This is a genomic window from Nocardia neocaledoniensis (genome assembly GCF_003182135.1).
Classification (GTDB): Bacteria; Actinomycetota; Actinomycetes; order Mycobacteriales; family Mycobacteriaceae; genus Nocardia; species Nocardia neocaledoniensis.
Map to the genome: position 1 here is coordinate 636,472 of NZ_QGTL01000003.1, position 19,825 is coordinate 656,296.

The 19,825-nt window shown below is 70.3% G+C and carries 18 protein-coding genes and 2 tRNA genes; 12 read left to right on the forward strand and 8 right to left on the reverse strand.

The features are described from left to right. Positions 1 to 16: 16 nt before the first annotated feature. From DFR69_RS11010 to DFR69_RS11020, 3 genes are read right to left on the reverse strand one after another with little or no spacing between them, the layout of a single operon-like run. On the reverse strand, positions 17 to 1,213 hold the full coding sequence (locus DFR69_RS11010; RefSeq protein ID WP_110037352.1) for a Dyp-type peroxidase: 1,197 nt from the start codon (positions 1,211 to 1,213) through the stop codon (positions 17 to 19). Further along, a complete protein-coding gene (locus tag DFR69_RS11015) occupies positions 1,206 to 1,751 on the reverse strand; it encodes a copper chaperone PCu(A)C (RefSeq protein ID WP_110037353.1) in 546 nt (181 codons plus the stop codon). The genes DFR69_RS11010 and DFR69_RS11015 overlap by 8 nt, the downstream gene beginning before the upstream one ends. 48 nt (positions 1,752 to 1,799) lie before the next feature. Beyond that, the gene (locus tag DFR69_RS11020) at positions 1,800 to 2,351 is read right to left on the reverse strand and encodes a hypothetical protein (protein ID WP_146229251.1); all 552 of its coding nucleotides are present in this window, start codon (positions 2,349 to 2,351) and stop codon (positions 1,800 to 1,802) included. A gap of 153 nt (positions 2,352 to 2,504) precedes the next feature. Between DFR69_RS11020 and DFR69_RS11025 the strand changes: the two genes are divergently transcribed. After that, positions 2,505 to 2,945, forward strand: a complete 441-nt coding sequence (locus tag DFR69_RS11025) for a DUF6069 family protein (protein ID WP_110037578.1) — start codon at positions 2,505 to 2,507, stop codon at positions 2,943 to 2,945. A gap of 57 nt (positions 2,946 to 3,002) precedes the next feature. On the opposite strand, the gene DFR69_RS11030 is transcribed toward DFR69_RS11025, so the two are convergent. Both DFR69_RS11030 and DFR69_RS11035 read right to left on the reverse strand, forming a co-directional pair. Further along, complete coding sequence (locus DFR69_RS11030; protein ID WP_261774387.1) at positions 3,003 to 3,722, reverse strand: polyprenol monophosphomannose synthase; 720 nt, start codon at positions 3,720 to 3,722, stop codon at positions 3,003 to 3,005. 126 nt (positions 3,723 to 3,848) lie between these two features. Then, positions 3,849 to 4,532, reverse strand: a complete 684-nt coding sequence (locus tag DFR69_RS11035; protein WP_110037356.1) for a GAP family protein — start codon at positions 4,530 to 4,532, stop codon at positions 3,849 to 3,851. 141 nt (positions 4,533 to 4,673) lie between these two features. On the opposite strand from DFR69_RS11035, the gene DFR69_RS11040 reads away from it, so the two are divergent. Genes DFR69_RS11040 through DFR69_RS11050 form a run of 3 tightly spaced genes read left to right on the forward strand, consistent with a single transcriptional unit; the run spans position 4,674 to position 7,304 of the window. Further along, on the forward strand, positions 4,674 to 4,982 hold the full coding sequence (locus DFR69_RS11040) for a hypothetical protein (protein WP_110037357.1): 309 nt from the start codon (positions 4,674 to 4,676) through the stop codon (positions 4,980 to 4,982). Next, entirely contained in the window at positions 4,982 to 6,262 is a 1,281-nt protein-coding gene (locus DFR69_RS11045) for a hypothetical protein (protein WP_110037358.1), read from the forward strand. Before DFR69_RS11040 ends, DFR69_RS11045 begins: the two co-directional genes overlap by 1 nt. Positions 6,263 to 6,272: 10 nt before the next feature. Then, entirely contained in the window at positions 6,273 to 7,304 is a 1,032-nt protein-coding gene (locus DFR69_RS11050; RefSeq protein WP_110037359.1) for a DUF8176 domain-containing protein, read from the forward strand. Between the two features lie 43 nt (positions 7,305 to 7,347). Here DFR69_RS11050 and DFR69_RS11055 read toward each other — a convergent pair. Further along, positions 7,348 to 7,421: transfer RNA gene (locus tag DFR69_RS11055), tRNA-Asp, on the reverse strand. A 119-nt stretch (positions 7,422 to 7,540) separates the two neighbouring features. On the opposite strand from DFR69_RS11055, the gene DFR69_RS11060 reads away from it, so the two are divergent. The 8 genes from DFR69_RS11060 (at position 7,541) to DFR69_RS11095 (ending at position 18,400) form a co-directional block, all read left to right on the forward strand. After that, on the forward strand, positions 7,541 to 8,164 hold the full coding sequence (locus DFR69_RS11060; RefSeq protein WP_425271598.1) for a TetR/AcrR family transcriptional regulator: 624 nt from the start codon (positions 7,541 to 7,543) through the stop codon (positions 8,162 to 8,164). Between the two features lie 25 nt (positions 8,165 to 8,189). After that, positions 8,190 to 9,923: an AMP-binding protein gene (locus DFR69_RS11065; RefSeq protein WP_110037361.1), complete on the forward strand. Its 1,734-nt coding sequence runs from the start codon at positions 8,190 to 8,192 to the stop codon at positions 9,921 to 9,923. Next, on the forward strand, positions 9,920 to 13,102 hold the full coding sequence (locus DFR69_RS11070) for an acetyl-CoA carboxylase family protein (protein ID WP_110037362.1): 3,183 nt from the start codon (positions 9,920 to 9,922) through the stop codon (positions 13,100 to 13,102). Before DFR69_RS11065 ends, DFR69_RS11070 begins: the two co-directional genes overlap by 4 nt. Before the next feature lie 148 nt (positions 13,103 to 13,250). Then, positions 13,251 to 14,651: an MFS transporter gene (locus tag DFR69_RS11075; protein WP_110037363.1), complete on the forward strand. Its 1,401-nt coding sequence runs from the start codon at positions 13,251 to 13,253 to the stop codon at positions 14,649 to 14,651. 10 nt (positions 14,652 to 14,661) lie between these two features. Beyond that, positions 14,662 to 15,483, forward strand: coding sequence for an SDR family oxidoreductase (locus tag DFR69_RS11080; RefSeq protein WP_110037364.1), 822 nt, complete (start codon positions 14,662 to 14,664; stop codon positions 15,481 to 15,483). Positions 15,484 to 15,499: 16 nt separating this feature from the next. Then, entirely contained in the window at positions 15,500 to 16,711 is a 1,212-nt protein-coding gene (locus DFR69_RS11085) for an acyl-CoA dehydrogenase family protein (protein WP_110037365.1), read from the forward strand. Beyond that, positions 16,711 to 17,700 carry an NADPH:quinone oxidoreductase family protein gene (locus tag DFR69_RS11090; protein WP_110037366.1) on the forward strand — a complete coding sequence of 330 codons (990 nt, stop codon included), beginning with the start codon at positions 16,711 to 16,713 and terminating at the stop codon, positions 17,698 to 17,700. The genes DFR69_RS11085 and DFR69_RS11090 overlap by 1 nt, the downstream gene beginning before the upstream one ends. A 7-nt stretch (positions 17,701 to 17,707) precedes the next feature. Further along, positions 17,708 to 18,400, forward strand: a complete 693-nt coding sequence (locus tag DFR69_RS11095; protein WP_208643950.1) for a TetR/AcrR family transcriptional regulator — start codon at positions 17,708 to 17,710, stop codon at positions 18,398 to 18,400. A 9-nt stretch (positions 18,401 to 18,409) separates the two neighbouring features. Here the strand turns inward: DFR69_RS11095 and DFR69_RS11100 are convergent, their stop codons facing one another. Together DFR69_RS11100 and DFR69_RS11105 are read right to left on the reverse strand one after the other, a co-directional pair. After that, the gene (locus DFR69_RS11100; protein WP_146229252.1) at positions 18,410 to 19,429 is read right to left on the reverse strand and encodes a DUF6585 family protein; all 1,020 of its coding nucleotides are present in this window, start codon (positions 19,427 to 19,429) and stop codon (positions 18,410 to 18,412) included. 278 nt (positions 19,430 to 19,707) lie between these two features. After that, a tRNA-Phe gene (locus DFR69_RS11105) sits at positions 19,708 to 19,781 on the reverse strand. Positions 19,782 to 19,825: the final 44 nt, after the last annotated feature.

Here is a 19,825-nt window from a genome sequence, read left to right on the forward strand (position 1 = left end):
GGCCCGGCCGGACCGTTCAGCTCTCGAACAGCTGCTGCCCGAGGTAGTGCCCCGGCCCCGGTACCCCGGGCGGGATCGCGAACACGGCGGAGCCGATCGGCGTCGTCCACTCGTTGAGCGCGTCGAACTCGGCCAGCCGCTGCTGCACGGGCAGGAACTGGGCGTCGACATCGCGCTGATAGGCGACGAAGAGCAGCCCGGAGTTCGACACCTGCCCCGGCGCGGGCGCCTCGTCGTAGTTGAACCCGCGCCGCAGGAACCGTTCCCCGTCGTGGGTGTGCCTGGCCCTGGCGACGTGCGAGGACGGCGGGATCACCGGGATCCCGTTGCGGTCGACCGCGGCCAGGTCGGGCTCGTCGTGCTCGGCGGTGCCGGTGAGCGGCGCGCCATCGGCCACGCGGCGGCCGACCGTGAGCTCCCTGCCGTCCTCGTCGAGTTCGTCCCAGGTGTCGAGGTCCATGGCGATGCGGCGCAGCACCAGCGAGGTGCCGCCCGCGAGCCAGGGCGTCGACGCGCCGTCGTCCCAGACGAGCCGGTCGAAGTCGACCGTGCCGGGGGCGATGTTGACCGTGCCGTCGACCTGGCCCATGAGATTGCGCATGGTCTGCCCTTTCGGCGCGTCGCGGAAGCCGCGCTGCACCCAGCGCACCGTCACCAGGGACTTCACGTGCTTGGACAGCACCCGCACCGCGTGCGCGACCGTGGTGGCCTCTGCGGCACAGACCTGGAGTACCAGGTCGGCGCCGGTGTAGGCCGGGTCCAGCCGGTCGATGGGGAACGGTGGGAGCTGCCGCAACCACCTGGGCCGCCGCTCGGGGAGACCGGCGACGGTGAACAGCTCCGGCCCGAAGCCGACGGTGACCGTGAGCCGGGCCGGACGCACTGCCAGTTCCGGCTCGGTGTCGGCGAGCGCGGGCAGACCCTGGGTGAGCCGGGACGCGTCGTCGGTCCAGATGCGGAGCAGGCCGATGACGTCGTCCCGGTCGACGCCGGGCGCGAGGTCGAACCCGGCGAAGGCCACGTGGCCAGGCGCGTCCTGCTCGATCCCGGCCTGGTGCGGGCCGTAGAACGAGACCACGTCGAGCGCGTCGTCCCGCTCGGACTCGGAGCGTGTGAGACCGACCGCGCCCCAGCCGATTCCGGCCGCGCCGACCGCGGCCGCTCCCCCGCCGAGCAAACGACGGCGGGAGAGCCCGGAGCGCGGATCAGCCACCGTGCGAGGAGTTCTCGGTGCCCGGGGCGTAGTTCTCCTTGCCGCCGGCGAAGTCCCGCACCTGCGCGGTGACGACGGTGCTCGAGCCGTCGGCGAAGGTCAGCGTGAGCGAGGTCTCGGCGCCGGTTCGCAACGGCTGCTTCAGATCCATGAACATCAGGTGCTCGCCACCGGGCTTCAGCACGGCCTCGCCCTTGGCGGGAATGGTGATGCCACCCGCCTTGGGGCGCATGGTCTTCGCGCCCGAGCTGTCCGGGACGACCTCGTGGATCTCGACGCGATCCGAGGCGGGGCTGGTGGCCGAGATCAACGTCACCGGGGTGTCGCCGGTGTTGCGCAGGCTGCCGAAGGCGGCGGACATGCCCGAATCGGCGGCCTTGATCCACTGGTCGCCCATGGTGATCCGATCCGCGGACGCGGCGGGGGCGGGTTCGTCGTCCGCGCACGAGGTGGCGAACAGGGCGAGGACGGACAGGGCGGCCCCCGCGCCGAGGCGGCGGACGGCACGGGCAGAGGTGAGATGGGTACGCGCGAACATCGCGTGGGACTCCGATCATCGGGGTTGGGTAAGACCCCGTCGGCACGACTAGGCCGGAACGGGGTGAATGACGGACACACCCACCGATGGCGGACCACGCACGCCGAGACCCGGTCGCACCAGCAGTTGACGCAGCACCGCGCGCTCATCGGGCACCGGCGCGACGACGGAACGGACGAACAGCGACGGCCCACCGCCGAGCACCCGCACCAGCCGCCGGACGCTGGTGATGGCCCGGCGCACGCCCACCTCGGCGGCGCGGATCGCGAGAGCGCCCACCGGGATCGCCACCAGGTGCGCGAGCAGCATCGCGGCGGAGAAGGTGTGCTGGTGCTGGGCGTGCCCCAGCGAGAGCGCGGTGTGCCCGACGACCTGGCCGAGGGCGAGCACCGCCATCGTCGACAGGGCGGTGTTGCCCCGTGGCAGCGCCGAGACCACCACGCCGATCAGCGCGCAGGCGGCCAGCAGCAACGTCGCCGAGGAACCGGACGGAAGGCCGGTCGCGCCACCGAGGCCGTGCGCGAGCACGGCGACCGCGCCCGAGGCGGCACCCACCGCCGCGCCGCGTAAGCGCGCGGTGTGATCCGTCGGTGAACGCACCCCGCCATGCTACGACCCTGTGTCGTAGAGCAGCGGCACAGGGCCTATGACCAGCGTCTCATCGGTCGGCCCGAGAAAGTTTCACCGAACCGCTTGACCTAAAGGATTGTTCAGGTTTGAAGATTGTCTCACCACCGAATGAGGGAGAACACCATGACCACCGCCACCGCCACCCGCCCCGCCGTCCGCACCCTGCCCGCCCTGAACCGGACCGTCGCCGTGCTGGGCGCCGTGGCCGCCGCCGTCGCGCTGAACCTGATCGTCTGGGCCGTCGGCGAGCTGGCGGGCGGCTCGTTCACCATGACCAACGCCGGCGTCGCCAGCGACGTCGCGCCCGGCGGCGTGATCATGATGTCGGCCGTGCCGCTGCTGATCGGCATGACGGTCGCGGTGCTGGTCTCCTACCTGTGGACCGGGGTGCTGCGGGTCGCCGCCGTCGTCGGTTCGCTGCTGTCGATCGGGACCATCTGGCTGACCGTGTCCGCCGACTTCGACACCGCCTCCACCATCGCGCTGTCGGTGATGCACGTGGTGCTGGTGCCGGTGCTGGTGGTCGCGCTGGAAGGCGTGCGCCGCTCGATCACCACCCGCTGACCCCCGAGACGCAGAAGGACCCCACCGCCATGGTGGGGTCCTTCTCGTCTGCGCGGGCTAGACCGAGCGGCCGAACAGCAGCTTCCACGGCATCAGCGCCGACTCCAGCTGCACCTTCAGGCTCATCTTCGAGGCGCCGAGGGTGCGCTCCTCGAAGCGGATCGGCACCTCGGCGATCGTGTAGCCCTTCTTGATCGCGCGGTAGTTCATCTCGACCTGGAACGAGTAGCCGTTGCTGCGGATCGAGGCCACGTCGATCGCGCGCAGGGTGTCGGCCTTCCACGCCTTGAAACCGGCGGTCGCGTCCTTCACGCCGAGGCGCAGGATCAGGTTCACGTAGAAGTTGGCCCAGGCCGAGAGGGCCTTGCGGTACCACTTCCACTCCGCCGCGGTGGAGCCGCCGGGCACGTAGCGGGAGCCGAGCACGACACCGACATCGGCGGAGCTCAGCTTCTCCAGCATGGCCGGGATCACCTCGGCGGGGTGCGAGAGGTCGGCGTCCATCTGGATCACCACGTCGGCGCCCTCGTCGAGGGCCTTGGTGATGCCGGCGATGTAGGCACGGCCGAGGCCGTCCTTCTCGGTGCGGTGCAGCACGCTCACCACGTTCGGCAGCTCGGCGGCCAGCTTGTCGGCCACCTCACCGGTGCCGTCGGGGGAATTGTCGTCCACCACCAGCACGTGCAGATCGGGGACCGGCAGCGCCGTCAGCCGCTCCACCGCCACCGGCAGATTTTCCCGCTCGTTGTAGGTCGGCACAACAACGGTAACCCTCAAGGGTCGCCCTCCCTGCTCACCTGGTTACGCCCCGTGACCCGGTCAGCGGGCACGGCGGCATGTCATCGATTCGTTATGACCGTACTCGATCGACCTGACGCGAACCTGAGCGGCCGTGTGGGCCCTTCACCACAGTTGCCGGGCGTGGACCAGCGCGTCGACCACCAGGACCACGCCGAAGACCACGAAAAGCACCCGCACGACGGGCGGTCCGAAGCGGGTCAGCCCGCGCACCAGCACCCGGTACACCTTGCGGGCGCGCGGGGTCCGGCGCATGGCCAGCGCGAGCACGATCAGGGGCAGCAGCAGCGCGATCGCGCAGTACGCGGCCACGATCAGCGGCCACACCACCGGCAGCGGACGCTGCGCCGAGAGCAGGGCCAGCGCGGCCAGATACGGCACCGAGGTCGGCACCTTCGCCAGCCCGAGGGTGAATCCGACGACGCCCATCAGCCACGGGTACTCGCGCACCGGCCGCACCCAGCGCCCGCCGCCGCGCATGGTGGTGTCCATCGGCAGCGCGGCGACGACGATCAGCACCACGCCGATCAGCAGCTCGCCCCAGTACCGCAGCATCGGCGTCAGCTGGAAGTCGAACAGCCGGACCAGGAAGTCGATGCCGAGCACGGTCGCCACGCCGAACGCCACCGACACCGCGAACACGCCGCCGAGGAAACTCAGCCCGCCCACCATCGGCGATCGCCGCGTCAACCGGCTGTCCGCCACGACGGCCGTCGTGATCGCCACCAACAGCACGTCCAGCGCGTCGAGCAGCGCGAACCCGAGCAACGCGATCAGCAGGACACCCATGACCGCCCCGACCCTACCCGCCGGTCACCGACGCCTCGGAAACGAACCTTGCACCCTGGGGGCGCTTGCTGGTTACGCTTTTCGTGCCGGGAGTGCCCGACGAGCACCCGCGATCGTGAAGGGGAAGACATCGTGGCGGAAATGTCATTCGACCCATCAGCGCTCGACGCTTATCAGCGCGCTGCAGCTCGGGTCGCAGATCTACTCGGAGAAGCGGCCACCAACACCACCACCGCGGCGGGGGCCGACCTGTCCGGGCTCGGGGTGCTCGGGCGGGAGTTCGCGGCGGCCTGGACGGCGGCGGCGGGGGCGCACGCGTCGACCTTGAGCACGGCGGGCAACCTGGTCACGGCCTATCAGGACATCCTGAATCGCTTCGGCGCCACCGTCACCGGGATCGATACCGGCCTGGCGGGCGACCTGGGCGCCGTCGAGACCGAGGTGGCGTGATGCGCACGAAATCGCTGGCCACCGAGACCACGCTCAGCACGATCTCGCCCGCCGAGGCCGAGGCCAAGATCGCCCCGGTGGTCGCCCTGCTCGAGGTGCCACTGCTGGAGTTACGGAAATCGCTGGGCACCAACACCTCCGCCGACCCCGACGCCGACGTCGTGGCCGCGCTGACCTCGGCCTCCACCGCGACCAGCGCCACCGAGGACCCCCACCGCCTCGGCCTCTACGCCCTGGAATCCACCGAGACCGCGGCCCCGGCCACGCCCGCGCTGCGCCGGACCGCGACCGAGGTCTCCGCGGCGGCCGACCGCGGCCAGCGCCTGAGCACCCTGCTGGGCCAGGCGCATTCGACGCAGGCGAGCGCGGCGGCCAAGGTCGACGCGATCATCGCCGACTTCCGCGCCAAGGCCAAGGCGGCGGCGCCGGCGGTGAACGGCAACAACCTCGACGCGATCGTCGAACTCGCCGAGGAGGCGATCACCGAGGCCGTCGGCGTGGTCGGGACGGCGAGCACGGAGATGGACGGCTACACCCGCAACACCAGGGAACTGACCTCCGACCTCGACGGCACCAACGGGGTCACCGTGCCCGCGGGCGCGACCGAGGTGGCGCCGGGCGTCTACGTCCTCGGCACCGGCGGCACCTCCACCGACAGCTGGGATTCCGACAGCAGCACCACCACCGATCCGGCGACGGCCGCGCAGATCGCGTTGCAGGAGGCCCTGATCGACGGCGGTGTGTCGCTGGGCACCGCGGCCATCGACGCCGGTGTGACCTTCGGCACACACCTGATCGACAAGATCGCCGAGGTGGCGATGCACGGGATCGACAAGGGCGCCGAACTCGCGACCACCGGCATCGACACGCTGGCCGCGAACGTCACCGGCGCCGAGAGCGCCCAGACCTCGCCCGCCACGACCACACCGAGCACGCCGACCACCCCGTCGACCAGCGGCGGCACCTCCGGCGGCGGCCTGTTCGCCGGGCTCGGCAACGGCGACACCACCGCCAAGCCCGAACCGTCCACCGGCGGTGGCACCACCAACAATTCGACCAAGCCGGCCCCGGCGGCGCCCTCCACCCAGGGCCCGTCGACCCCGGCTGTCGAAGCGCCACAACAGAACAGCAACCCCGCACCGGCCCCCGCGGCGCAGCAACCGCCGGTCCAGTCCGGGGTGATTCCGCCCGCCGCGCGCCCCCAACAGGATCAGGAGACCGAACGCCCGTCGGCCGCCCCGAAGCACGGGCAGCCGGGAGTCGTCCCGGCGACCGCGTAGGTCGTGGCGGATGGACAACCCGTTCGGCGCCTATCTGTCGTCGCCGGAGCCGGCGCGCCGTCGCCCCCAGGGCAAACGGCGTCGCCGGCGCAGGCGTGAGGCCGAGCCGCAGACCATCGGCACCAATCCGGAGACCTGGCCGCCCCCGGAGCCGGAGCCCTATACCGAAGTGCCCGAGGGCGATCCGCACGCCCTGACCCAGCCGATCTACCGCGATCCCGCCGACGAGGACGGCTTCACCGGCGACTGGAACGACTGGCACAGCGACGCGCCGGTCGAGCCCGCCCCGCAGCGCCCCGACGAGGTCGACTGGAACGACTGGGCCACCACCACCGCGACCGAGCAGAGCGGAGACCGGGTCGAGATGCCGGTGCTGCCGCGCCTCAAGGACTTCGGTGGCGGCGGCCCGATCAGCAGGCGACCGCGCAAGAAGTACGACGACGAGCGCTACGACGATCCGCACGGCCGGGCGAAGGCGGCGGCCGCGGTGAAGGGCATCGTCGGCGCGCTGCTGTTCGTGCTGCTCGTCGGGGTGGCGGCGACGATCTTCCTCGGTCCCGACGAGAAGTCCGGGTCCACCCAGCAGGCGGCTGTCGCCGGCGCGCCCACCACGGCGCCCACCCAGACCGCGGTCGCGCCGCCGCCCGCGCACGCCGTGGCGGGTTGCGAGTCGTTCCGCAGCCAGTCCATCACCATCAGCGCCGAACGCGGCGACACCGCCTCGCCCCAGGGCGCGATCCTCGGCTTCGAGTACAGCTACTACGTGGATCGCGACGCCGCCAAGGCCCGCACCTACGTCACCGACGACGCCCACGTCGGCGACGAGGCCGCGCTCGCGGCGGGCATCGCCACCTTCCCGACCGGCGTGAAGTACTGCATCCACATCACCAGGGCCGACGCCACCGACCCCACGCTCTGGAACGTCACCGTCCAGCAGCAGTGGCCCGGCGAGGCCGCGATCGAGAAGATCCAGCAGACCATGCGGACCGCCGAGGTGGCGCCCGGCCGGTATCGGATAACCAGCATCGACCATCGCAGATAGCGAAAATCCCCTCGACCCGGAACGGGCGAGGGGATTTCTTTTGCGACCCTGACGGGACTCGAACCCGCGACCTCCGCCGTGACAGGGCGGCGCGCTAACCAACTGCGCCACAGGGCCGTGCCGCATCGCTGCGTGCGGGAGGACTCTACCCCGAGACGGGCCCTCGACGGTAACCGCGCAGGTCGCGTCAGGATTCGACTGTTGACATTGACGTCAACGTCAACAACACTGTGACCGTGACCACAAGCGAAGCGCAGGAGCGAGCGCGCTCGGCGCGCAAGGACAGCGCCGGACCGCGTCGCGGCGAACTGCTCGACGCGGCGGCACACTGTTTCGCCGAACTCGGCTACGACCAGACCTCGGTGGAGACCGTCACCACCAGGTCCGGGGTCTCCCGGGCCACGTTCTACGCCTACTTCTCCTCCAAGGACGAGATCTTCGGCGCCATCACCGAGCGGGTGTGCGCGCAGTTCCACGAGGCGCAGTTCGTGGTCGACACCGAGCGCACCGCGCCGCGCGAGGTGGTCGCGGCCACCACGCGGGCCTTCGCCGAGGCGGTCTTCGCCAACGGCGCGCTGGTGACCCTGATCGAGCACCGGGCCGGGATCGACCCCGCGATCGGCGCGCAGTGGTCCCGGGTGCGCACCCGGCTGCGCACGCGGTTCACCGGGTACCTCACCCGGGTCGAGCCCGAGGCGGGCATCGATCCGTGCGCGCCGCTGCCGCGCATCGTCGAGGCGCTCGCCGACGCGCTGCTGATCGGCGCCTCGCGCGTCGCCGGGGCCGACGCCGAGGAGCGCGAACAGTTCATCACCGATCACATCGCCATCGCCGAGCGATTGATCGGCTTCACCCGATAACCCAAGTACCGGAACGGATGTGCCCATGACCGTCGAACCCGCCGCCGCCGTCTCGCCCGATTACGCCGAGGCGCTCGCGGAGATCAGGGCCGTGCAGGCGGCCGCCTGGCCCGCCGCCGTACCGCGCGCGGTGACGTATCCGATCGACTCCATGGCGATCGTCGACTATCTGCGGCACTGGGCGCGTGTGCGACCCGAGGTCACCGCCATCGCGTTCTATGGGCGCGACATCAGCTACGCCGAATACGACGAACTGTCCGACCGTGTCGCGGGCTGGCTGCTGGCCAACGGCGTCGAGCCGGGTGACCGGATCGGGGTGTTCCTCGGCAACTGTCCGCAGTTCCTGATCGCCATGCTCGGGATCCTGAAGGCCGGCGCGGTGCACGTGCCGATCAATCCGCTGTTCCGCGCGCACGAACTGCGCCACGAACTCGTCGACGCCGGCGTGACGGTCCTGCTCGCCCAGGCCGATCTGGCCCCGCTGGTCGCACAGGTGCGCGTCGAGACGCCGGTGCGGCTGGTCGCCGTCACCGCGCTCGCCGACATGTTCACCGCCGAGCCCGCCGTGCCGCCGCCCTTCGCCACCACACCCGTGCACACCGACTGGCACGAGATCGTCGAAAGTCCCCGCGCCCCAGCACGACCCGCCGATCCCGACGCCCTGGCCGCACTGAACTACACCGGCGGCACGACCGGAATGCCCAAGGGCTGCGAGCACACCCAGCGCCACATGGTCTACACCGCAGCCACCGCGAGCATCGCCAACGGCTTCGCGCTGGACGGCCCACCGCGGGCGGTGCTGAACTTCCTGCCCGTGTTCTGGATCGCCGGCGAGGACTTCGGCATCCTGTTCCCACTGATCGGCGGCGGCACCGCGGTGCTGATGAACCGGTGGGACGCCGCGACCGCGCTGACCCTGCTGAGCCGCTACAAGGTCGCCTCGATGATCGGCATGATCGACAACTACGTCGAGATGATGGAGCACCCCGCCTTCGACCCGGCCACGCTCGACGCGCTGGAGAACACCACCGGCGTCTCCTTCGTGGTGAAACTGAACGCCGAGATCAGGGCCCGCTGGCGCGCGGCGGCAGGCACCACCCTGCGCGAGGCCAGCTACGGCATGACCGAGACGCACACCGCCGACACCTTCACCCTCGGCCTGCAGGACGACGACTACGACCTGCGCAGCGAGCCGGTGTTCTGTGGCCTGCCGGTGCCCGGCACCGACATCCTGATCGTCGACGAGCACGGCGCCCCGGTGCCGATCGGCCAGGAGGGCCAGATCATCGTCCGCAGCCCCTCGATCCTGACCCGCTACTACGGCAAGCCCGAGGCCACCGCCGAGACGCTGCGCGAGGGCTGGCTGCACACCGGCGACGTGGGCAAGCTGAACGAGCGTGGCGCGCTGCACTATCTGGCTCGCAACAAGGAGATGATCAAGGTCAACGGCATGAGCGTCTTCCCGTCGGAGGTGGAGTCGCTGCTGACGTTGCACCCGGAGGTGCAGACGGTGGGCGTGGTCCCCGCGCCGGACGCGCGGCGCGGCCAGGTGCCCCTCGCCTTCGTGCAACTGCGGCCCGGATCAGCCGTCACCGCGGGTGAACTGCGGGACTGGGCCGGGCAGAACATGGCCGGCTACAAGGTGCCGCTGGTCGAGATCCTGGACGCGATGCCGATGACGGCGACCGGCAAGATCCGCAAGGGTGAGCTGTTCACCCTCGCCGAGCACATCACCACCACCAGCGAGGACGCCAAGTGAGACTGCTGATCGCCAACCGCGGCGAGATCGCCCTGCGGATCATCCGCACCGCCGCCGAACTCGGCGTCGAGACGGTGGCCGTCTACGCCGAGGACGACGCCGACAACCCGAACGTGCACGCCGCCGACACGGCGATCGCCCTGCCCGGCACCGGCGCCGCCGCCTATCTCGACCAGGCCGCCATCCTGGCCGCCGTCAAGGAATCCGGCGCCGATCATCTCCACCCCGGCTACGGATTCCTCAGCGAGAACGCGGAATTCGCGCGCGCGTGCGCCGCGGCGGACTGCACCTTCCTCGGCCCCGACCCCGCCGTCCTCGACCTGTTCGGCGACAAGTCCTCGGCGCGGCGGGCCGCGGCTGCCGCGGACGTGCCGGTGCTGCCCGCGACCGAGGGCCCCACCGAACTGGCGCGGGTGCGCGCCTTCTTCGAGGAGCAGTCCGGCGCGATCATGATCAAGGCGCTGGCCGGTGGCGGCGGGCGCGGCATGCGGGTGGTGCGCGCCGCCGAGGAACTCGACGACGCCTACCGTCAGTGCGCCGCCGAGGCCCAGCTCGGCTTCGGCGATCCGGCGGTCTTCGCCGAGGCGCTGCTCGAGCGGGCGCGGCACATCGAGGTCCAGATCGTCGCCGCGGGCGGCGCCGCGCTCGCGCTGGGCGATCGGGACTGCAGCGTGCAGCGCAGACATCAGAAACTGCTCGAGATCGCTCCCGCCCAGGGTCTTTCGGAAGCGCTGCGCCGGAACCTGCACACCGCGGCGGCCTGGCTGTGCGCGCGGGTGGGCTATCGCGGACTGGCGACCGTCGAATTCCTCGTATCCGGAGCGGAATTCGTGTTCCTGGAGGTGAATCCCCGTATCCAGGTGGAGCACACGGTGACCGAGGAGGTGACCGGGGTCGACCTGGTCGCCGTCCAGCTCGCCATCGCCGGGGGCGCGGCGCTCGACGAGCTGGACCTGCCCGCCGGAATCGTCTCCGACGGAACAACGACCACCGGAGACCCCGCCGCCGCCGACGGCATCGCGATCCAGGCGCGCGTGAACATGGAGACCATGGCGGCCGACGGTTCCGCCGTCCCCACCGCGGGCACCCTGACGGCCTTCGCGCCGCCGACCGGCCCCGGCGTCCGCGTCGACACCTTCGCCCGCCCCGGACTCACCCCGAGCCCCCGCTACGACTCGCTGCTGGCCAAGGTGATCACCCGCACCCGCGGCCGGTCGTTCCCGGCCGCCGCACGCAAGACCGCGACGGCCCTGGCGGAATTCACCGTCACCGGGCTCGGCACGAACATCGGCTTCCTGCGGGAGATCCTGTCCGACAGCGAGTTCCAGTCGGGTGTCGCGACCACCGGGTTCCTCGCGGAGCGGGTCACCGAGTTCGTCGTGCCACAGGCCGAAGCCGCCGCCGCCCCGGTCGAGTTGTATCCGGGCCAGGAGGCCGTGCGCGCCCAGCTGGCGGGCACCGTGGTCGAGGTCGCGGCCGAGGGCGCCGAGGTCGGCGCGGGCGGGCAGCTCGCGGTGCTCGAGGCGATGAAGATGCAGCACGTCGTCGCCGCGCCGCGTGCCGCCCGCGCCGTGCGGGTACTGGTGCGGCCGGGTCAGGTCGTCGCGCCCGGCGACCCGCTGGTGATCGTGAGCCACACCGGCGCCGGGGACGACGGGAGCGCGGGGCCGGTTCTCGATCCGGACCAGCCGCGCGCCGATGTCGAGGAGATCCGTGCCCGTCATCGCGTCACCCTGGACGAGGCCCGCCCCGAGGCTGTCGCGAAGCGGCATCGGCTCGGGCGCCGCACGGCCAGGGAGAACATCGCCGACCTCGTCGACCCCGGCAGCTTCGTCGAGTACGGCGCGCTCGCCGTCGCCGCGCAGCGCAGCAGGCGCAGCGAGGACGACCTGATCGCCAACACCCCCGCCGACGGCCTGGTCACCGGGCTGGCCACGATCGGCGCCGAGCGCTTCGCCAAGGCCGAGGCCGTGGTGATCTCCTACGACTACACCGTGCTCGCCGGCACCCAGGGCAAGGTCAACCACGCCAAGACCGACCGTGCCTTCGAACTCGCCGCGCGCAAGCGGGTCCCGGTCGTGCTGTTCGCCGAGGGCGGCGGCGGTAGGCCGGGCGACACCGACTGGACCGGAATGGGCCTGGACGTGACCACCTTCCGCGCGCTCGGCGCCCTGCGTGGACAGGTGCCGCTGGTGTCGATCGTGTCGGGCCGCTGCTTCGCCGGGAACGCGGCGCTGGCCGGCGTCTGCGACGTCATCATCGCGACCCCCGACGCCAATATCGGAATGGGCGGTCCGGCGATGATCGAGGGCGGCGGCCTCGGCGCCTACCAGCCCGAGGACATCGGCCCGATCGAGGTGCAGCGGCGCAACGGCGTGGTCGACCTGGTGGCCCGCGACGAGGCGCACGCGGTCGCGCTGGCCAAGCGGTACCTGAGCTACTTCCAGGGTCCGGTCACCGACTTCGAGGCGCCGGACCCGCGCCTGGCCAGGCACGTGGTGCCGGAGAACCGGTTGCGCGCCTACGACATCCACCGCGCGATCGAGGCGATCGCCGACGTCGGCTCGGTGCTCGAACTGCGCGCCGACCACGGCGTCGGGATCGTCACCGCACTGGTGCGGGTGCACGGTCAGCCGTTCGGGATGGTCGCCAACAGCAGTCATCACCTCGGCGGTGCCATCGACGCCGAGGCCGCGGACAAGCTGGGCGAATTCCTCACGCTGTGCCAGTCGTTCGGGCTGCCCGTCGTCTCGCTGTGTGACACACCGGGATTCATGGTCGGGCCGGAGGCGGAGAAGACCGCGACCGTGCGCCGGTTCAGCAGGTTGTTCGCACTGGGCGCCCAGCTGACGGTGCCGTTCGGGATGGTCATCCTGCGCAAGGGCTACGGACTCGGCGCGATGGCCATGGCGGCGGGCCACTTCCACGCGCCGAACTTCACCGTCGCCTGGCCCACCGGCGAGATCGGGCCGATGGGCCTCGAGGGCGCGGTGCGGCTCGGTTTCAGCAAGGAACTGGCCGCCGTGGCCGATCCGGACGAGCGCGAGACGCTGTTCCAGCAGCTGCTGGCGCTGGCCTATCAACAGGGCAAGGGCCTGACCGCCGCGACCGGATTCGAGCTCGACGACGTGATCGACCCGGCCGACACCCGCGCCTGGATCGCCACCCTGCTCCCCTGATCACGGCGGCCCCCGCCCAGCTCGGCACCCGTTTTCGCCGAGTTCCAGCGGGGGCGCGCCGGCTCTCCTAAGCTAAGCAAGCGCTCGCTAATTTGAAGTTGACGTCAACTTCTATTATGTTCACCCGCGGATCCATCGAGGAGTAACGATGATCGACCCCGAACAGCGGCCCGGCTCCAACACACTGACCGGCTCCTCGGTGCCCCTACCGAGCGCGAGCGAACGCAAACGCGCCCATCGCAAGCTCTTGGCCGCCGGTCTGGTCGGCAGCTCCATCGAGTGGTACGACTTCTTCCTCTACGGCACGGCCGCGGCGCTGGTCTTCCCGCACGTGTTCTTCCCGGACGCCTCCGCGCTCATGGGCACGCTGCTCTCGTTCAGCACCTTCTGGGCGGGGTTCGTGGCCAGGCCGATCGGCGGTGTGCTGGCCGGGCACTTCGGTGACCGGTACGGCCGCAAGCCCGTGGTCGTCGCCTGCCTGCTCGGCATGGGCGTGGCCACCTTCCTGATCGGCTGCCTGCCCAGCACCGGCACCATCGGCGTGCTCGCCCCCATCCTGCTGGTCACGCTGCGCTTCGTGCAGGGCGTCGCCTGCGGCGGACAGTGGGGCGGAATCGTATTGCTGCTCACCGAATCCGCGGGCCCGAAGAAACGCGGCTTCGCAGGCACCTTCGGGCAGATGGGCGTGCCGCTGGGCCTGATCCTGGGCAATCTCGTCTTCCTCGGCGCCACCGCCGCGCTGTCGACCGACGCGTTCCTGAGTTGGGGCTGGCGGGTGCCGTTCCTGGCCAGCGCGCTGCTGTTCCCGGTGGTCCTCTACATCCACACCAGGGTCGAGGACTCCCCCGAGTTCAAGGAATTGCAGGCCGAGGCCGCGTCGAAGAAGGAACCCGCCGTGGCCCAGGCGCCGCTGGCCGAGGCCGTCAAGGGACACTGGCGCACCATCCTGCTCGGCTGCGGGCTGCTCGCGGCGACCAATTCGCTGTTCTACGTGAGCATCGCCGGTCTGCTCAGCTACGGCACCGCCGAACTCGGCATGAATCGCAATGCGCTGCTGGCGATCTCGCTGCTGTGCTCAGCCCTGCTGACCGGGGTGATCCTGTGGGCGGGCGCGGCCTCGGACCGGATCGGGCGGCGCCCGTTGATCCTGGTCGGCGGAATCGGCATGGCGCTGTGGGCGTTCCCGTTCTTCGGTCTGGTCAACACCGCCAGCGTGTACGCGGTGTTCCTCGCGGTCGGGGTGGGTTCGGCGCTGCAGGCGCTCACCTACGGCCCGCTCGCCGCGTTCATGGGTGAGCTGTTCGAACCGCGGGTGCGCTACTCGGGCGCGTCACTGGCCTACCAGCTGGCGGCGATCACCATCAGCGGCGGCGCGCCCTTCCTGATGACCGCGATCATCGCGAACACCGGCTCCACCACCGGTGTCTCGGTGTTCCTGCTCGCCATGGCGCTGATCACCGTCGCCAGCGCGTGGCTGCTGCGCGAGACCAATCCGGCCGAGGTGCGCGACGATCCCGCCGCCGTGCCCGGTGTCCACCTGTACCAGTGAGGAAGACCTAGTGCGAGTAGCTGACAAAGTAGCCGTCGTGACCGGCGGCGGCGCGGGCATCGGGGCCGCCGTGGCCACCGCCCTCGCCGCGGCGGGCGCCCGGGTCGTGGTCGCCGACCTCGACGAAGTGGCCGCGCTGGCCGTCTCGGCGCGGATCAACGGCGAGTACCCCGGCACCACCGTCGGTGTCGGCGCCGATGCCGCCGACACGGCCGCGATCCGCGAGCTGATCGCGGTGGCCGAGCGCGAATTCGGTCCGGTCGACCTGTATTTCGCCAACGCGGGCATCAGCGGTGCCGCCGGCCTCGATGCCACCGAGGACGACTGGGACCTCTCGCTCGCGGTGAACCTGCGCGCCCACATCAGGGCCGCCCAGCTGCTCGTGCCCGGGTGGGTCGAGCGCGGCGAGGGCTACTTCGTCAGCACCGCCTCGGCGGCCGGGCTGCTCACTCAGATCGGCTCGGCCACCTACTCGGTGACCAAGCACGCCGCGGTCGGCTTCGCCGAATGGCTGAACATCACCTATGGCGACCAGGGCGTGCGCGTGAGCTGCCTGTGCCCGATGGGCGTGAACACGAAACTGCTGTACGCGGGCCGGGATTCGGGCGAAGCGCTCGGCGCCGCCGCCACCAGGGCGGTCGTCTCGGCGGGCGAGGTGCTCGAGCCCGCCGAGGTGGCCGAGATCGTGCTGGCCGCCGTCGACGCCGAACAGTTCCTGATCCTGCCGCACCCCCAGGTGCTCGAGATGTACCGCAACAAGGGCTCCGACTACGACCGCTGGCTGCGCGGCATGCGCCGCTACCAGTCGGCGCTGCTGGCCGAGACCCACTGAGCGAGAGAGGAACACGATGTTCGACCTCACCGATCGTGCCAAGAGGTACCAGGAAGACCTGCTCGACTTCATGGACACCCACGTCTACCCGGCCGAGCCCGTCTACGAGGAGCAGATGCGCGCCTCCGGCGACCCACACTTCCAGCCACCGGTGCTCGAGGACCTCAAGACCGAGGCCAAGCGGCGCGGGCTGTGGAACCTCTTCCACCCGCATCCGGGCCGCGGCCCCGGCCTGACCAACCTCGAGTACGCGCCGCTGGCCGAGATCATGGGCCGCAGCCATCTCGCGCCGGAGGCCTGCAACTGCAACGCCCCCGACACCGGGAACATGGAGGTGCTGGAACTGTTCGGCACCGAGGAGCACAAAGAGAAGTACCTGAAGCCGCTGCTCGAGGGCACCATGGCCTCGGCCTTCGCGATGACCGAGCCGCGGGTGGCCAGCTCCGACGCCACCAACATCGAGCTCTCGATGGTGCGCGACGGTGACTCCTACGTGCTCAACGGTCGTAAGTGGTTCGCCACGAACGCTTTGCACAAGAACTGCCGGGTGCTCATCGTGATGGGCAAGACCGATCCGACCGCCGCGCCGCACCGGCAGCAGACCATGATGGTCGTCCCGATCGACGCGCCGGGCATCACGCTGCTGCGTGGGCTCCCGGTGTTCGGCTACCAGGATCGCGACGGGCACGCCGAGATCGACTTCACCGATGTGCGGGTTCCGGTCACCGACGTGCTGAAGGGCGAGGGTGAGGGGTTCGCCATCAGCCAGGCCCGGCTCGGTCCCGGCCGCATCCATCACTGCATGCGCACCATCGGCATGGCCGAACGCGCGCTGGAACTGATGTGCAAGCGCGCGCAGGAGCGGGTGACCTTCGGCAGGGCGATCGCCGACAACGCCAATATCCAGGACTGGATCGCCGAGGCGCGCATCGAGATCGAGATGATCCGGCTGCTCACGCTGAAAGCGGCCCACCTGATGGACACCGTCGGCAACAAGGCCGCGCGCACCGAGATCGCCGCGATCAAGGTGGCCGCGCCGAACATCGCGCTGAAGATCGTCGACCGGGCGATCCAGGTGCACGGCGGTGCGGGCGTCACCGACGACTTCCCGCTCGCCGCGGCCTGGGCGCACCTGCGCACCCTGCGCCTGGCCGACGGGCCCGACGAGGTGCACAAGCGCGCCATCGCCCGCCAGGAACTGCGCAAATACACGAAGAAGGAGATCTGATGAAGGCCTGGCAGGTCGCCGAGCTCGGCGAACCACGCGACGTGCTCCAGCTCACCGAGGTCGACGATCCGGTGGCCGGGCCGGGGCAGGTGCTGGTCGGCGTGCTCGCCGCGCCCGGCAACTTCCCCGACGTGCTGCTGTGTCGTGGGCAGTATCAGATCAAGCCACCGCTGCCGTTCACGCCCGGCGTGGAACTGTGCGGTGAGGTGCTCGCGGTCGGCGCGGGCGTCGACCGGTTCGCCCCGGGCGACCGGATCGTCGGCACCGCGAACCTGCCCGGCGGTGGTTTCGCCGAACTGGCCGTCCTCGACGCGGAGAACGCCTTCCCCGCACCGGCATCCCTCGACGACGCCGAAGCGGCCGCGCTGGTGATCGGCTATCAGACGAGCTGGTTCGCGCTGCACCGGCGCACCCGGCTGCTGCCGGGCGAGACGCTGCTCGTGCACGCGGCGGCGGGCGGCGTCGGCAGCACCGCCGTGCAGCTGGGCAAGGCCGCGGGCGCCAAGGTGATCGGCGTCGTCGGCGGTGCGGCGAAGGCCGACTACTGCCGCGCGCTCGGCGCCGACCTCGTGATCGATCGGCACACCGAGGATTTCGTGCCGATCGTGAAGGAGTTCACCGGCGGCCGCGGCGCCGACGTGATCTACGACCCGGTCGGCGGCGACGCCTACGCCAAGTCGACCAAGTGCGTCGCCTTCGAGGGCCGCATCCTGGTGATCGGCTTCGCCGGCGGCACCATCCCGCAGCCCGCGCTCAATCACGCGCTGATCAAGAACTATTCGATCATCGGTCTGCACTGGGGCCTGTACAAGCAGTACGACCAGCGGGCCATCCACGACTGCCACGCCGAGCTGACCCGGCTCGCCGACGAAGGGCTGGTGAAACCGCTCATCAGCGAACGGCTTTCGCTCGCCGATGTGCCCGACGGCCTCGGCAGGCTCGGCGACGGGGAGACCGTCGGCAGGATCGTGTTCCAGCCCGGGATATAAATACTGCATGGAACGTCCCGCGGATTCCGACGGCGAGCGCGCGCCCTCGATGGCGCGCACCTCGCTGTTGCGCGAGCTCCCGGCCACCCCGCGTGGCCTCCGTACCAGGACCGCGCTGATCGACGCGGGCCGGAAGGTGTTCGAGCGGCTGGGTTATCTCGATACCCGGCTGGTCGACATCACCCAGGAGGCCAAGTGCTCCTCGGGCACCTTCTACACCTATTTCGCCAGCAAGGAGGAGATCTTCGCGGCGATCCTGGAGCACGCCCAGGAAGACATGATGCATCCCGGGATGGAGCATGTCGCCGGTGAGGACGATCCGGCCTCGATCATCGAGGCCAGCAACATGGCCTACTTCGAGGCGTATCGGCGCAACGCGAAATTGATGGGCCTGCTAGAGCAGGTCGCCAATATCGACCCGGAGTTCAGCAAGCTCCGCCAGGTCCGCGCCGACGCGTTCATCAGCCGCAACGCGCGCAGTATCGCGAACCTGCAGCAGCGCGGCCTCGCCGATCCCGACCTGGACCCGATGCTCGCCTCCCGTGCCCTCTCCGGCATGGTGAGCCGGCTGGCGTTCAACTATTTCGTCACCGCCGACGGCCTCCTCGACGGCGTCCCCCGCCCCATCGAGGACCTCGTCTTCACCGTCACCCGCCTCTGGGTGAACGCCCTGCGCATCCCCACCAAGACCGCGGACTGAGACCCGGCTTCAGCGGCGCGCTTCGGTGCGGAGCCGCTCGGCCAGGGTCCGGAAGAGCACGAAATCCTGGACATCGGCGACCCCGCCCGCGACGATGCCGAAGAACTTGCCCTCGGCGGTGACATCGAACAACGTGTCGTTCATCATGAGGTTGATCGCCTTCACCTGCCCCCAGGGCACCGACCGTTTGCGGTCCCCGACCTCGGTGGCCGAGATCCAGACCTCGCCGAAATCGAGCCGTTCGCCGGCGCGCAGCCGCTCCAACGCGGCGGGCAGCTTGGCGGTGACGATGCCCTGATCGATCATCGGCGCCCACTCCTGCTGCGGCACGAAACCGTCGGCCAGCTGGATCTCGCTGCCCGTGGTGTCGGTGAGGTCGTAGCGAAACGTCATCTGCGCGGCGCCGCCGCGATTGGTGCGGCTGGGACGGCGGAACAGCCGGGTCGAGTCGTACCGAACGGCGCGAACGAGCCCGTATTGCGTTCGAACCAACCCGTTCTCGTAGAGATCGAGCCTGGCGCCCCGGAATCTGCGCTGGTGCCGACATGCGCTGATCGTGACGACAACCAGCGGCAAGAACACCGGCAGCACGAGGAATCCGCCGATGATCACGACCACCCCGGTCTCCCCCTTGACGGCGGCGAACGCCACCAACCCACCGACGACCACGACGAACACCCAGCGCCGGACGATCCGCTTCCACATCGGCGTGTACGCACCGAACCCCCGCAGATGCCCGCCCAATCCCGCGTCGGCGGCGACGGCCGCGATCCGCTCCAGCACCTTGGCTTCATCGCGCCGCGCATCGGCATCAGCAGTCATCGGTATCCCCCCAAAACGGTTGTCCTGCAACCGCGACGGTACCGCGATCAGGTCATACTTTCGAGAGTCCCGCGAAATCGCCTTCCGCCTCCACTCGCCGACACGAACATGTCGTACGGCGTCTGTACCGTCTGGGACCTCGGCTGAGCGATCTGGAGGGTACGCCGGTCGCGCGGCGCGGTCGGTGGTGTGGATAATCGAACGCATGTGCGATTCGATTCGGCCGTACCTGCGCAACGGGTGCTGGACGGAACCGGCCCCGCGCTTCTGCTCCAACGGCCACCGGCTCGGGCCGGGGCGATCACTCGTCGGCGTGACGCCGTGCAGACGGATCGGCGGCCACCATCGCACACATACCTGCCTCGCCTGTGGCACAACGATGTACAGCCCGCCGATTCACAACGACTGCGAGCACTGACGCCGCGAACGCGGGGCACAGACCCCGGAAATGAGTGAAGACCAGCCGAAAGGCTGGTCTTCAGGAGTGGCCAGGGCCGGGATCGAACCGGCGACCTTCCGCTTTTCAGGCGGACGCTCGTACCAACTGAGCTACCTGGCCGCAGGCACCCGTACTGAATGCCATACGCGAAGCGCCGGATCACT